The organism is Pseudomonas sp. AC463 (assembly GCF_979253585.1).
On sequence record NZ_CEEDDZ010000029.1, the window covers coordinates 13452 to 28089 of the forward strand.

At 61.3% G+C, this 14638-nt stretch carries 11 protein-coding genes and 1 pseudogene; 5 read left to right on the plus strand and 7 right to left on the minus strand.

The genetic code is table 11. The features are described 5' to 3' along the window. Positions 1–15: 15 nt before the first annotated feature. The 3 genes from AC0IYH_RS26865 to AC0IYH_RS26875 are packed head-to-tail and all read left to right on the plus strand — an operon-like array spanning position 16 to position 4296. Positions 16–1140: a GNAT family N-acetyltransferase gene (locus AC0IYH_RS26865; RefSeq protein WP_471837088.1), complete on the plus strand. Its 1125-nt coding sequence runs from the start codon at positions 16–18 to the stop codon at positions 1138–1140. After that, a complete protein-coding gene (locus AC0IYH_RS26870; protein ID WP_471837089.1) occupies positions 1140–2909 on the plus strand; it encodes a sensor histidine kinase in 1770 nt (589 codons plus the stop codon). The genes AC0IYH_RS26865 and AC0IYH_RS26870 overlap by 1 nt, the downstream gene beginning before the upstream one ends. Next, positions 2899–4296, plus strand: a complete 1398-nt coding sequence (locus tag AC0IYH_RS26875) for a sigma-54-dependent transcriptional regulator (RefSeq protein ID WP_122773598.1) — start codon at positions 2899–2901, stop codon at positions 4294–4296. Before AC0IYH_RS26870 ends, AC0IYH_RS26875 begins: the two co-directional genes overlap by 11 nt. 13 nt (positions 4297–4309) lie before the next feature. Here AC0IYH_RS26875 and AC0IYH_RS26880 read toward each other — a convergent pair whose 3' ends face one another. Next, a complete protein-coding gene (locus AC0IYH_RS26880) occupies positions 4310–4963 on the minus strand; it encodes a DsbA family oxidoreductase (protein WP_116628498.1) in 654 nt (217 codons plus the stop codon). Positions 4964–5019: 56 nt separating this feature from the next. Continuing rightward, positions 5020–6039, minus strand: coding sequence for an alpha/beta fold hydrolase (locus AC0IYH_RS26885; protein WP_116628499.1), 1020 nt, complete (start codon positions 6037–6039; stop codon positions 5020–5022). Between the two features lie 182 nt (positions 6040–6221). Between AC0IYH_RS26885 and metR the strand changes: the two genes are divergently transcribed. Beyond that, on the plus strand, positions 6222–7139 hold the full coding sequence (gene metR, locus AC0IYH_RS26890; RefSeq protein ID WP_471837091.1) for a transcriptional regulator MetR: 918 nt from the start codon (positions 6222–6224) through the stop codon (positions 7137–7139). A 14-nt stretch (positions 7140–7153) separates the two neighbouring features. Here metR and AC0IYH_RS26895 read toward each other — a convergent pair whose 3' ends face one another. Together AC0IYH_RS26895 and AC0IYH_RS26900 are read right to left on the minus strand one after the other, a co-directional pair. Then, positions 7154–7660 (minus strand): GNAT family N-acetyltransferase, encoded by a 507-nt coding sequence (locus tag AC0IYH_RS26895; protein WP_471837093.1) that lies wholly within the window; start codon positions 7658–7660, stop codon positions 7154–7156. Positions 7661–7750: 90 nt separating this feature from the next. Next, positions 7751–8164, minus strand: a complete 414-nt coding sequence (locus AC0IYH_RS26900; RefSeq protein WP_471837095.1) for an NUDIX hydrolase — start codon at positions 8162–8164, stop codon at positions 7751–7753. 155 nt (positions 8165–8319) lie between these two features. On the opposite strand from AC0IYH_RS26900, the gene AC0IYH_RS26905 reads away from it, so the two are divergent. Then, positions 8320–12390, plus strand: a complete 4071-nt coding sequence (locus tag AC0IYH_RS26905; RefSeq protein ID WP_471837097.1) for a dermonecrotic toxin domain-containing protein — start codon at positions 8320–8322, stop codon at positions 12388–12390. On the opposite strand, the gene nosR is transcribed toward AC0IYH_RS26905, so the two are convergent. The 3 genes and pseudogenes from nosR to AC0IYH_RS26920 all read right to left on the minus strand — a co-directional run bounded on the left by nosR (position 12385) and on the right by AC0IYH_RS26920 (position 14494). Then, positions 12385–13728 (minus strand): response regulator c-di-GMP phosphodiesterase, NosR family, encoded by a 1344-nt coding sequence (gene nosR / locus AC0IYH_RS26910; RefSeq protein WP_471837098.1) that lies wholly within the window; start codon positions 13726–13728, stop codon positions 12385–12387. The two genes, AC0IYH_RS26905 and nosR, sit on opposite strands and share 6 nt — an antisense overlap. A gap of 174 nt (positions 13729–13902) precedes the next feature. Then, complete coding sequence (locus AC0IYH_RS26915) at positions 13903–14208, minus strand: HigA family addiction module antitoxin (RefSeq protein WP_116628505.1); 306 nt, start codon at positions 14206–14208, stop codon at positions 13903–13905. 8 nt (positions 14209–14216) lie between these two features. After that, positions 14217–14494: pseudogene (locus AC0IYH_RS26920) on the minus strand (type II toxin-antitoxin system RelE/ParE family toxin). Between the last annotated feature and the right edge of the window lie 144 nt (positions 14495–14638).

Below are 14638 nucleotides of genomic sequence, written 5' to 3' on the forward strand. Positions count from 1 at the left end.
CCTTAAGGAATCGATGTGATCACCGCCCAAGCCTTCCCGACCATCCGGGGCATCCAGCGCAGCGCCTGGAACGACTGCTTTGCCGGTGCCCTGGAGGACTGGGACTATTACGTCGCCGTGGAAAACGCCGCGATGGCCGATTTCCAGTGGCGCTACCTGGCGGTTTACGAAGACGGCACGCTGGTAGCGGTGGCCGCCGCGTTCATCACCCATTACCGGCTCGACACCACGGTGTCGGGTGCCGGCAAGCGGTTTACCGCACGCGTGGAGCGGCTGTGGCCGGGGCTCTTGCAGCTGGGGTTGTATGCCCTCGGTTCGCCGGTGGCCGAGCGCTGCGACGCCGGGGTGGCGAGCCACGTGCCGCAGACGCGTCGCGCGTTGTTGCTCAAGCACTTGCTGAGCGCCGCCCGCCAGGATGCCGATGAGTTCGGAATCGGCCTGGTGGCGGTCAAGGATGCGCCAAGCAACGACCCCCACTGGCTCGACAGTTGCCGCGCCGCCGGTTTCCAAAGCATGCCGAGCCTGCCCACGGGCGTGCTGCCATTGCCCTACGGCTCGGTGGACGCCTACCTCGGCTCGCTGGGCAAATCCACACGCAAGGACCTGCGCCGCAAGCTGCGCGCGCCGGGGCCACGGGTGGAGTGGCGGCAAAATATCGACGATGTGCTGCCCGAGGTGATGCGCCTGTACGAAGCCACCCTGAACCGCGCGGAACTGCAATTCGAGCGGCTGCCCGCCGACTATTTCACCGGTGTGCTCCAGCGCCTGGAAGACCGCGCGGCGTGTGTACTTTACTGGGTGGACGAGCAACTGGTGGCGTTCAACCTGGTGCTGGTGGACGAGCACCGGCTGGTGGACAAGTTTTTCGCGCATGACGTAACGTTCACCCGCGACTACAACCTGTATTTCCGCAGTTGGCTGACCAATGTCGACTACTGTATCCAGCACAATATTGCGCTGTACGAGTGCGGCCAGGCCGGGTATGCCAGTAAGCTGCGCCTGGGCTGCGAGTTCCGCGGCAACAGTGTGTTTTTCCGCCACCGTAACCGGCTGGTCAACGGCCTGCTCAACGTATTGAAAATGTTTTTCCGACCGGATCGTTCCGACCCTGCCATGGCTGCTGCGATAAGCGAAACCTGATGATCACCAAGACCCGCCAGAAAGCCCGCCCGTTTGCCATTTCGCGCTGGAGTGTCCAGCGCAAGCTGGTGCTGGCGTTCTGGTTGGTCAGCGTGATTCCCACCATGATCGCCGCCGAGCTGGCCGCCACCACGCTGTCGCAGATCTTCGACAGCAACGTGCGCATCTGGCTGCAGGAGTCGACCAAGATCGTCAAGGACGAGATAGGCGACATCCTTCACGACAACGCGCGCATGGCCAAACTGTTCCTGCGCTACACCAGCCCCCCGTCCAGCAAGCAAGCCGCCCGGCACGACCGGCTGACCGCCGATATTGCCGACGCCACCGACATCGATGTGGTGGCGCTGATCCGCGTCAGCGATCAGAAAGTGGTGTTCAGCACCGCCGCCGACGACATCGTCAAACAGATTAGCCTGGCGCCCAACACCGTGCTGCAAACCGTGCAGGTGGCCGGCGTGAGTACCGGGATTGTCATTTCCACCTTCGAAACCACCCAGGACGGCGTCGACTACCTGCTGCTGGTGGGCACCTACCTGGACAGCAGCTTCCTGACCAGCGTGGCCGACGTGCATTCCCTCGACCTGCGCCTGTACCTGGCCAACCCCGAAGGCTTCTCGGAGATCTTCTCGACGCAGCGCTTTGAGGATCACCCCTCGCGCATCCCCAAGAATGTCGAAGCCAGTATGCGCAGCACCAAGCAGCCCAGCGAGCAGTTCACCAATAATTACAGTGGTTTGTACTGGCCGATCTTCAATGACTCCGGCGACTTGCAAGGCGTGATTTTCAGCGGCCTGCTGCGCCACACCAGCCTGGTGGGGCTGGTGAACCAGAGCAATCTGTTTGTGCTGATTTTCCTGGTCAGTTCGGCGCTGTCGTTGGCGGCCGGGGTGCTGGTGTCGCGGCGCCTGACCAAGCCACTGCGGGATTTGTCCCAAGGCGTGGGTGCGGTGATTTCGGGCAATTACGAGCACCGCGTGCAGGTCACCGGCGGCGACGAGCTGGCGCAACTGAGCAGCACCTTCAACCACATGACCGAGCGCCTCGGCGAGTTGCATCACCTCGAAGCCCAGTTGCGAAGGCGTGACCGCCTGCACGCCCTGGGCGAAGTCGCCATGGGCCTGGCTCACGAAATTCGCAACCCGCTGGGCATCATCAAGACCGCCACCCAATTGCTGCACCGCCGCGCCGACCTGGCCGAGGCCGACAAACGTCACCTGGAATACGTGATCAGCGAAGTCAGCCGCATCAACGACCTGATCACCGAATTCCTCGACTTCGCCAAGCCCAACCCGCCGTTACGCGTGGTGCAGCCGGCGCGGCCACTGGTGGAGGAGATCCTCGGTTTCTGTGCGCCGGAACTGGCCAGCCACAACATCGACCCACAGATCGACGACCAGGCACCGGGCGCAACGCTTTACGCCGACGCCAAGCAACTCAGGCAGGCGTGCCTGAACCTGATCCTCAACGCCATCGACGCCATGCCCGAAGGTGGCCGGCTGACCCTGGGCATTCGCAGCGAAGGAAACAATACGGTGATCAGCATCGGCGACAGCGGCCAGGGCATCCCGGCGGAGATGATCGAACGTATCTTTACGCCCTTCGTCACCACCAAGGCCTCCGGCACCGGGTTAGGCCTGGCGAAAGTCTATTCGATCATGGAAAGTCACGATGGCCGCATCGAATGTGCCAGCGAGAAAGATGCCGGCGCCACGTTCAGCCTGTACATTCCGGCGATAGGCGAAGACGACGAGGACAGTCATGACGCATAACATTCTGGTAGTCGACGACGAACCCAAGCTCTGCGACCTGCTGGCCTCGGCCCTGGGCCAGAACGGTGTGCAGGTGTTCATTGCCGGCAACGGCCTGCACGCGCTCAAGGTACTGGAGCAGGAAGACATCGACCTGGTGATCAGCGACTGGCGCATGCCGGGCATGGACGGCCCTGCCCTGCTGGCCGAAATCAAGCTGCGCTACGCCCAGGTGCCGGTGATTGTGATGACCGCCTACAGCACGGTGAAAAACGCCGTGCAGTCGATGCGCAACGGCGCCTACGACTACATCGCCAAGCCGTTCGATATCGACGAGCTGGACATCACCGTGGCCAAGGCCCTGCAATTTCGCGACATCCTGCGCGACAACGCGCGTATGCGCGCCGAGCTGGACGAGCACGCGCAGTTCGACAGCCTGGTGGGCGACAGCCCGGCGTTTCGCAAGGTGCTGCAAGCGGTGGACTCGGTACGCGACAGCAGCGCCACCATCCTGCTCACCGGCGAAAGCGGCACCGGCAAGGAAATGGTCGCCCGTGCCATCCACAAACACGGCAGCCGCGCGAGCAAGCCCTTCGTGGCGGTCAACTGCGCGGCCATCCCCGAAGGCCTGCTGGAAAGCGAAATGTTCGGCCACCGCAAGGGCGCCTTTACCGGCGCCGTGGCCGACCGGGTCGGGCGCTTTCAACAGGCTGACAAGGGCACGCTGTTTCTCGACGAAGTGGGCGACATGCCGTTGGCACTGCAGGCCAAGATCCTGCGGGCATTGCAGGAACGGGTGATCGAACCGGTCGGCGACCCGCGCGAGCGCAAGGTCGATGTGCGGGTGATCGCCGCCACCAACAAGAACCTGCTGGAGGCGGTGGCCAACAAGGAATTTCGCGAAGACCTGTACTACCGCCTCAACGTGTTCCCGATCCCGCTGCCAGCCCTGCGCGAGCGCGTGGAAGACATCGCGCCCCTGGCCCGCCACTTCGCCCAGACCCTCAGCGCCACCGCCGGCAAACGCATCATCGGGTTCAGCCCCGAGGCGTTGCAGGCCATGGCCGCGTACCACTGGCCGGGCAATATCCGTGAGCTGCAAAACTGCGTGGAACGCGCGACCATCGTGGCGGCTACGCCGGTGATCGAGGATATCGATCTGCCGGGTTACCTGTTTGCCTCCAGGCCCAGCGAATGCGGCGTGACGGCGATCCTCAGCGACGGGCCAGGCATCCCCCAGGACCTGGATGCGGCGCTGGCGGAAGTCGAGAAAGCCTACATCCTGGCCGCATTGCACGAGAGCAATGGCGTGCAGGCGGCAGCGGCGCAGAAGATCGGAATTTCCGAGCGCAGCTTCTGGTATCGGTTGAAGAAACTGGGGATTCAGGTAGACAAGATCGTCCGCTGACCTACACAGCCTTTCAGCCCTTGCTCTCCTGGATGATCTGGCGAATCGCCCCCACAAACGCCTCGGCCGGCTGGCCGCCACTCACCGCGTATTGATCGTTGAACACAATGGTCGGCACCGAGGTCACGCCCCGGGAGATCCACAACTGCTCTTGCTCACGCACCTCGGCGGCGTATTCGCGGCTGGCGAGAATCTCGGCCGCGCGCTGGATATCCAGGCCGACGCTTTCGGCGATGATCGCCAGGGTCGCGTGATCGGAAGGGTCCTGCCCGTCGGTGAAATACGCCTTGAACAGCGCTTCCTTGAGGTTGTACTGCAAGCCTTCCAGCCCGGCCCAATGCAGCAAACGGTGGGCGTCGAAGGTGTTGTAGATACGGCTTTGGCCGTCGGTGCGGAAGGCGAAGCCCAGCTCGGCGCCCATGTCGCGAATACGCGCACGGTTGGCCTGGGACTCTTCGGCGGTGGAGCCGTATTTTTCAGTGATGTGCTCGACGATGTTCTGACCTTCGGCGGGCATCTTCGGGTTCAGCTCGAACGGCTGGAAGTGGATCTCGGCCTGTACTTCGGCGCCGAGCTGGTCGAGGGCTTCGGTCAAGCCGCGCAGGCCGATGATGCACCAGGGGCAGGACACGTCGCTGACGAAATCGATTTTCAGGGGAGTACTCATGGTAGGCAACCTCGCTGGCAGTGAATGCGCCACAAAGGTTGCACGATACACCAATGTCACAACACCTTCGAAGGCTCGCCCAGGTCAATCTGCGCCCAATGCGCGGCATCTTCGCGATGGGCTTGCAGGTACGGCAGCACCGCGGTCAGCAGCGGCGCCTTGAACGCTTCCTGAAAACGATGGGCCATGCCCGGGATCAGTTTGAGCTGGCTGCCCTGGATATGCGCGGCCAGGTGCACGCCGTGCATCACCGGCAGCAACGGGTCGGCGGTGCCGTGCACCACCAGGGTCGGCACGCGCAGCTGGTTGAGCAACGGCACGCGGCTGGGCTCGGCGAGGATCGCCATGATCTGGCGTTTCACCCCGTCCGGGTTGAAGGCGCGGTCGTAGGACAACGCCGCCTGGTGCAGCAATGCGTCACGGTCATCCTTTATGGACGGGCTGCCCAGAGCCGCGAGCAAGTCGGCCTGCTGCTCCAGCGCCACCTCGCGATTCGGCGCACTGCGCCGCGACAACAACTGCACCAGCGCCGCGCTTGGGGCCGGCAGGCCTTCGGCGCCGGAGCTGGTCATGATCAGCGTCAGGGTTTCGACCCGTTGCGGCGCCATGGCCGCCAGGTGTTGGGCGATCATGCCGCCCATGCTCGCGCCCAGCACGTGGAATTGCTGGATCTGCAACGCGTCCATCAAGCCCAGGGCGTCATCGGCCATGTCCGTCAGGGTGTAGGGCGCCGACACCGGCAAACCGAGCTTGTAGCGCAGCACTTCGAAGGTCAGGTTGGCGCTGGCGGGGGCCTGGCGCCAGCTGGACAGGCCGACATCGCGGTTGTCATAGCGGATCACCCGAAAACCCTGTTGGCAGAGGGCGACCACCACCTCGTCGGGCCAGTGGATCAACTGCCCGCCCAGGCCCATCACCAGCAGCAAGGCCGGGTCGGACGCACGGCCGATGCTCTGGTAGGCGATGCTCACCTTTTCCAGGTCGACCGTTTGGGTCGGGACATTCACATCACATCGAGAAGCCGCAAAAGACGGCAGGCCGAACAGTAGAGCGGCCAGTAAAAGCAACACGCGCATGAAAAACACCGAAACGCAGAACCCCAGTAGAGCGCGAGTCTGATGAAGTTTGTACAAGCGCGCTGCCACAGTTGCGTGACAGTTTGATGAAGAGTGCCCAGCGGTCACAGTCGACATACGCCGCAACATGAGACAAACTCACGCCATTCAGATTCTTCACAAATTGTATTCATGGAGAGCCCGTGCTCGAAATCCGCCACCTCAAGACCCTGCACGCCCTGCGTGAAGCCGACAGCCTGGTTGATGCCGCCGAGCGCCTGCACCTGACGCAGTCGGCGCTGTCCCACCAGTTCAAGGAACTTGAAGAGCGCCTGGGCATGCCGCTGTTCGTGCGCAAGACCAAGCCGCTGCGCTTCACCAGCGCCGGGCTGCGCCTGCTGCAACTGGCCGACGCCACCCTGCCGCTGCTGCGCGGTGCCGAGCGCGATATCGCACGTTTAGCCGGCGGTACTGCCGGGCGGCTGCACATGGCGATCGAGTGCCACAGTTGCTTCCAGTGGCTGATGCCGACCATCGACCAGTTCCGCGATGCCTGGCCGGAAGTCGAGCTGGACCTTGCCTCCGGGTTTGCCTTCGCGCCGCTGCCGGCCCTGGCCCGTGGCGACCTGGACCTGGTGGTCACGTCCGACCCGCAGGAATTGCCGGGTATTACCTATGTGCCGCTGTTCACCTACGAAGCCATGCTGGCGGTGGCCAACCAGCACGCGCTGGCGAACAAGTCCTACATCGTGCCCGAAGACCTGCTGACGGAAACCTTGATCACCTACCCGGTGGAGCGTGACCGCCTGGACATCTTCACCCGTTTCCTGGAGCCGGCCGACGTCGAACCGGCCCAGGTGCGCACCTCGGAGCTGACGGTGATGATGATGCAATTGGTGGCCAGCGGCCGTGGCGTATGCGGCATGCCGCATTGGGCGCTGCATGAATACAGCTCGCGCGGGTACGTGAAGGCCAAGCGCCTGGGCGAGAAAGGTTTGTTTGCGACGCTGTACGCGGGGATCCGCGCCGACATGCTGGATGCGCCGTATATGCGCGATTTTTTGCTGACGGCCAAAGACACGTCGTTTTCGACGTTGGATGGGGTCAGCGTGGTGCGTTGAGACCACATTGGCTCTCAGTTGGCCTTGAGTTCACGCCACATGTGGATCTTGTCGAAGTAGTCTTCGCCCACCCGCACCGCCAGTGGCTCCAGGCCGTACTGGATGAACCCGCAGCGCTGGTACAGGGCAAAGGCGGCGGCGTTGCCAGCGGTGACGGTCAGCTGGATGACCTGCAGGCGTGGGTGCCGCCGCGCTTCGTCGAGTGCGGCCTCGACCAGCTTGCGGCCCAGGCCCCGCTGCTGATGGGCGCCGTTCACGTACATGCCGAACAGGGTAACCTTGTGCCACGCCTTCTCGCGGGGCTCGAAGGCCAGGCCGACAATACCGGCCAGTTCAGCGCCGACATAGGCACCGAGCAAGCAATCCAGCCGACTCTCCAAACGCTTTTCCCACCAGCTCAACGGCATCGCCGCACGCTCGGCGACGCTGGAGGTGAAGGCCTGTGGATAGACGCCGTAGGCCTCCAGCATCAACGCCCGATAGGCCTCGGCATCGGCGGCGCCCAGCGTGCGGATGCTCATGCGCTGCGGCGCTGTTCAAGCATCAGGCTTGCAGCGGCGAAAATCAGCAATTCGTTGAGCGGGATCACGGTTCAGTCCTTGGCGCCTGCGTCAGGCCGGGGTGGCCAGCGATGCTCGATAAAACGGCAGGATCAGGTCACGTGTCAAGGGCGCCAGCAGCAGGCCGCCATCGCCGGCCGGGTCGATCCAGCGCACTTCTTCGATCTCCGCAGCGGGGGTGACCGCGACATCGATCTGCACCTGGAACAGCTCGGCTTCCACGGTAAAGCCCGGCTCGTTCACGGCCGGTGCAGAAAACTTGCCGAGGTAGAGCGCGTCGCTCGGCTCGATACGCAGGTTCAGTTCTTCAAACAACTCACGGGCCAGGGCCTGCGCAGGTTGTTCACCGGCGTCAATCTTGCCACCCGGTTGCATGAATGCCTTGGTGCCGCGCTTGCGCACCAGCAGGGTCTGGCCGTCGGCGCCGATCAACAGGGCGGCGGCGATACGGATAGTCGTAGACATGAAATAAGCGCCTCAGGGGAAAAGGCGCAAAGGATCACACGCACGTCGCCAGCAAGCAATCGAAGCGGTATGTGCGCCCACACACATGCACCGCAGCGCCCTTTGACGCCAACCCTACACTCGGGACTCAGACCCAGCCCTTCATGAGTTCACCTATGTCCATGCAGCCCGTGACGCTGCCGGTGGTACCACCGGCAATCCCCGTCGACGAACAACAAGCGTTTCTTGTCCAGGAACTGGCCAGGCTCAATGCCAGAACCGCCGAACTGCTCCTGGAGCAGCCGAATCTGGAGACCGTGTTTCAACAGCAGTTGGCCGCGGTGTTTCCTGAGTTACGCCGGCCCATCAACCCCAACCAGATTTTTTACAGCCGTTACCGTGAGGATGAGCAGGGCCAGAAACACCTGCTCAGCAGCGAACCGCTGGGGTCGCTGCTGAGCACATTAAGGGGCCCCGATGCAAACGCCTACCTGACACAAGAAAGCGGCGCGTTCTACCGGGAAAGCCAGATCCTGGATGAGAGCAAACGCCTGTCTCCTGTCAGCCCCACGGCGACGCTGGCGAGCATGCTGGAAGTGGTTTTCCTGGTGAAGCTGAACGAGTTCTGGGGTGATACCGAGGGCCAACTGGTAGCCCTGCGTCGCCAGGTGCTGGCCCATCAGTTGGCATTGCGCACGGTTGACGGCACGCTCTCGGCGCAAGCACGGACGCTGGCCGACGCGGTGCTGAAATACCCCACGGCGGCGGCGCGCGAACAAGCCCTGGCTGTTGACCAAAGACCTCGCGTCTACAGACTGATGCTGGAAAACGACGGTACGTTCGCCGCAGCCTTCATCATCAGCGCCACCGCAGCACCCCCCCCCGTCGGCACTGTGGTGCTCTACACCCCGGGCGAAGGCTTCGAGGAATTCAAGGACTTGCAGCAGTTGAATCAAACCGTGGCGGCACGCCTGCGTGCAGGCGAATCGTCAGGCCAGCGGCTGGCCGCCGCCGTGATGCCGGCACTTGGCGCAGAACCGGGCGATTGGCCCGCGCTGGCAACCAAGCCTTCGGTGATTGACACCGATGTAATTGCCGTCGGTGTCCATTCGCTGCGGATCAAGCAAAGCCTTGCTGTACGCGCAGCCCTGCGCAACGCTACCTTGCCGGTGACGGGCGAGCTGAACCTTGCGGCAGATCTGTCCTCGCTGCTGGATGTGTCCGTGGCCCTGGCGGCCCGCAACCTGCGCCTGGCAGCGCCACGTGTCCCCGACTGGCTGAATGCGGCCAACCCGACCGATCAGGCGCAGTACCGGCAACTTGAAACGGCCATGATCGATGGGCATGAGGCGCTGCTGCCCTTCCTTGAGAAGATTTCGACATTCGCCTCTTTTTCCGAACTAGCGGTCAGCCGGGTGCTGAAAACACAAAAACCGGCCTATGCCAACGCGGACCTGGCGCCCTACAAAAGCCTGGTAAGGCTGCGCGTGCGCAACGCGATGCCAATACGCGTCACTGGCTATCGTGACGCCGTCTCCGAGACGGTCTTCATCAGCGAAGACCCGGCGATAGACATCGCCCAATTTTTAAAGCACAGACAACTGACCCTGGGCACCTGGAGCACCCGAGTGGTGGTGGATTTGCGCACACTGGGCAGTTACGCAAGGCGCAATGTCGAGCCGTGGTCGCCCCATGAGCTACACCGAACCACCACCGCCAGTGCCGACCTCATCGATACCTCCGGAAAAAAGCTCGGCACGCTCAATACCACAGATTTGCGCGCGCTGGCCCAACAGGCCAACGTGGCCGCACAGTATGACGAGTACCTGCGCTTAGCGTTCTCGCGAACGGGAGCGGGGGCCGTTTTTGCCACTGCCTGGCAAAACGCGAACGTGGCGCAGATGCGCAAAGACGCGTTTGAGAGCCGACTGAACCCGGCGATCAACGGTCTGTTTACGTTCAAGACGCCCGGCAGTGGGTTCGACTGGATACAAGCCGTCATCCAACACCCCGATCCGGCCACGCGCCCGCTGGTCGGCGGCTTCGCTATCGAAGCCCACGCCGTAGTGATGGGCGCGGGGCTGGTGCGTGGCCAGGGCGGCCAGCCGCTCAATGGCGTGCTGGTTATCCAGCGACGCGGCACCCGCCCTGGCGGTGTCTGTGTGCTTTACACCCCGGACGCACCGGATGACGCCCCGTTCCGGGAACTCGTCAACGGGTTGAGAGAGCTGGACACACTCAAGGCCAAACCCGAATGGCGCACCTATTTCACCGAGCGGATAGCCACCAGTGACGCCGAGGAACTGACGAGAATCTTCAGCGATACACGCAGTGCGAACCGTTACACGGTGACCCCGATAACCGGCGATTTACAGGCCTACCTGTATTCGGCGCAACTGGGTTTTCAACTATCCCATGCCGACTACCGTTCCCGCAGCAACGCGCAAGTTGCACGAGAGTCGGCGGTCAATGGATTTTTATTTGCCGTCGACGCCGCCGACTTCCTGCTCGGCCTGTCGCTGGTCAAAGCCATGCGGCGGTTGCTGTTTCGCGCCATCGCCAGAGGGCTGCGCAACGCACAGAAACTGGGACGCGGTATCCCGGGGCTGGTCAGAAAAATCGGTGTGGACCAAAAGCTCTCCATCGCACTCTCGACCGCCTCGGTACGACCGCTGACACCGGCCTGGGTCGATGTTGCGCAGTACCGTTTGCCCAAACAGATTGACGCGTTGTTTGACGTCGAAGATTTCGCACACACCCATCACTACACGCTGTCGCGCCGCCAAGGCGCACCGAGTTTTATTGATCATCACAACAATCAATTCATCGCGATGCAGGGCGACGACAGCCGCTATTACCTGTACTCGGCCTACGTCGAGGACGGCGCAGTTTTTGTCAAAGACCCGGCAGGCAACAACGCCGATTTCATGGTGGTTCCGGGGGATGCCAAAAGCTGGATGCCACGTTTTGAGCGAACCACCGTCGGCGGCGGCCCGGTGCTCGGCGTGCTGAGAGGGCGCACGGTCGAAGAGCAACTGGACGACGACCTGCTCGCGGCGTTTCGGGTATTTTCAACCAGCAGGGGCGAAGCCATCGTGCCACTGCTGACGGCGTCACAGAAACGCCAGTTGCTGGATAACGCGTTACGCCAGTTGAATGTAGACGAGGCCACATTTCGTCAAATCGTCTGGGGCCAACGCGGCGGGATTTCTCCCAGCCGATTGCGTGAGAGCTTACTGACCCTCGATTTCGACGCGGATATTTACACGCACCTGAACAGGACAACCGACGCGCTGGAGGGCGCGATCAAACTTTCACCGCTGGAAAAAGACGATCTGTTCATAAAAATAAAAAGAATTGCGGGCAAAAACGAGGACTTCTCAAAACACCTGAAGTCATCCATCAGCCTGCAAGACCCGGACACCCAGGCGGTGTTTGTCGGCTATGCCTTCACCAGCAGGCAGTTAAACAACCTCAATAAATTTGACCAAAGGTTTAAAATTTCCACCTGGCGCGCCGACACGCTGAATGATTTTTTAAATGAAAAGGGACGCAGGCAGATCCTCGAAAAAACTGCCTCGGATTACCGACTCACACCGGAACAAGCGCTGAACTATCTGTTCTCGGAGCCGCAAATACTTGGCGCATTAGCCACCTTCAGAAACAACAGGCAAAAAGAGCTGTTCGCTGAACTGGGCGTCGAGTCTTTTTCCGACAGTTTCAAAAAGTCCGGCATACCCTACATTGCGTTGTCCCGTGGTAAAGACACTGGCCCGGCCCCAGGGGTTAAAGCCATCGACAGCCTCAGCGTTACCGAATTTGAAAACAACATACCGCGGTACTCAACGCCGCTGGAGTTCACCAACACCCGCGCGCAAACCCACAAAGTTGAACGGCTGCCCGGCAGCTCCGAGCCCCCTTCCCTCCCCACACCGGTGCCGCCCAGCGACCCAGCGGTCAACATCGTCAGACTCGATGAACTGGCACAAACGCAGCTACCGCTGTTGCCTGACAATGCCCGAGCCAAGGTTGACGAGATCATTGAGGATATTCAGGCAGGCCGTGTGAGTCGCAAAAAAATCGGCAACTACACCTATATGGATTTACCCCAACTAGATGCCGGGACCGGCCGGGGTCGCTGGCGAATGGCGTTTGAGAAAACCGCGAAAGAAGACGGTAAAGACGTCTTTATCTTCAAGGGGATCATTGATTATCACGGGAGCAAACATAAAGTCTGGGGTTTATAGGAGCAGCGGCGCAGGGCTGGTTTTGATAAACACACTGTACCGGGCGCCCTCCATGGCCTCGAAGGCAATCAGCTTGTCCACCAGCGGCAGGTTCAAAACCTTGCCGGCATTGAGCAGCAACATGCCGTTGTCGGCATTCAGGCTGCGCGCCAGCACCATGCCTTCCTCCAGCTCGCGGGTGCCGAGCACCTTGACGTTGGGGTCGCCCAGGGTCACGTCGTTAACGTAAGTGGCGCACACCTGCACAAAGTCTTCGACCATCGCCGGGTCATACAGGCGCCCGGCGTATTTGCGGATGTACAGCAGGGCTTCATCGCTGTTCATCTGGCGTTCGAGGATCAGGCCCTTTTGCAGTTCGATAAAGTCCACTGCGAGCTTCAGCAGCCGCGAACCGGCGGGGATCGCCTCGCCCTTGAGGTGGTCGGGAAAGCCGCTGCCGTCCCAGCGTTCCTGGTGATGGCGGATCAGCCGCGTGGCGTCCTTCATCGGTTCCAGGGCCATCAGCAGCGATTCGCTCTGGGTGGCATAGGCGCGATAGCGCTCACGGTCGCTGCCGTGCAGCAGGTCCGAGGGCGAGGCCATCATGCTGTCGCTCCAGCTCAACTTGCCGATGTTGTAGAGCGCGGCGGCCATGGTCAGGTCGCGGTTGCTGGCTTCGTCCACGCTGTGGGCCACGCACCAGGTGCGCACCACGTCGATGATCTGGCGGTTGGTCTGCTTGGCGCGCGGCAGGCGCAGGTTGGCCAGCAGCGAAAACACCTCGGCGCCGGTGGCGTAGCTGTGTTTGAGTTCTTCGTAGGCCAGGTCGAGCATGTCGGCGGTCTGCTGCAGTTCGCTGGTGCGCGCGACCACGCGCTTTTCCAGGCTGGCGTTGAGGTGCTTGAGTTCATCGTTCTGCTGCTGGATCAACTGCTCCAGGCGCTCACGTTCGCGCTCCGAATGCTGATGGGCCAGGGACTGGCGCAGGGCGAGCAACAACTCCTCGTCATTCCAGGGCTTGCTCAGGTAGCGGTAGATCTCGCCTTCGTTGATGGCTTTGACGATCAGGGTCAGATCGGTCTCGCTGGTCAGCAGGATGCGCACGGTGTGCGGGTAGTGCTGGTGGATATGCGCCAGCAACGAGGCGCCATCCATGTCCGGCAGGCGCGCGGCGCTCATTACCAGGTCGACGGGTTGGCGGCCGAGAATCGCCAGTGCGTCATTCGCACAAGTGGCGCTGTGCAGGTCGAAGGGCTCCAGATGCAGCAGTTGCGTTAGGCTATGGAGTACGTGCGGGTGGGCGTCGATCAGCAGTACCACGGCACGCTCGGTATCGGTGACAGTAACTGACTCTCCCATGGGACACCTCGGATCGTCGGTGTGTGTTCCTTAGAGTTGTGGGTGTGGCCTCCTGGCGATTACTGAGGAGTTTAGTCGGTTTTTTACACCAGTGATGGCTCATCAACATCACTCATTTTTATCAGCTATTAAAAACCCGGTTTTCACCGGGTTTGAATAGAACGGTCTACCGCATCACGCACAATGCGCAACCCTCTCGACCTCTTTAAAAATCTGAGCACCCTTGGCGATTTCTGCGGTGCGCAGATCATAGGCTGTTTGCAGGTTCAGCCAGAACTGGGCAGAGGTTTCAAATGCTGCTGCCAAACGTAATGCGACATCCGCACTGATGCTGCGACGCATCAATACGATGTCATTCACCGTGGGCGCTGAAACGTGCAATGCCCTTGCAAGGGCCGCTGCAGTAAGTCCCAGCGGCTCCAGATACTCTTCCTTGAGAATTTCTCCGGGATGTACGGGTCGCATGCCATTTTTAAACATGATTCACCTCAGTGGTAATCCAAATTTCAACGTTTTCCGGGCCGTTAGGCCCCCAAACGAAACAGATCCGGAATTGACCATTGATTCGGATGCTATGTTGCCCTTCTCTGTCACCATACAACTGCTCCAGCCTGTTCCCGGGCGGTGATCGCAAATCGAAAAGGTCCACCACCGCAGCGAGCATACTCAGCTTGCGCTCCACCACTGAAACGATGGCTGACCAGCGCCGGGTTCGACCGGTTTCAAAGAGCGTTCTGGTGTCGGCGCATTTAAAGCTTTTTATCATTGCTTAATGCTTAACGTTATTCGTTAAAAAGCAACTCTACAGTGGTTTTTCAGATAACCAACTGACTGCTGAATAGGCAGTGAGATGTAGCGATGAGCGGTCGTTTCCCCCGGAACAAAAAAAGCCGCTCCATAAACTGGAGCG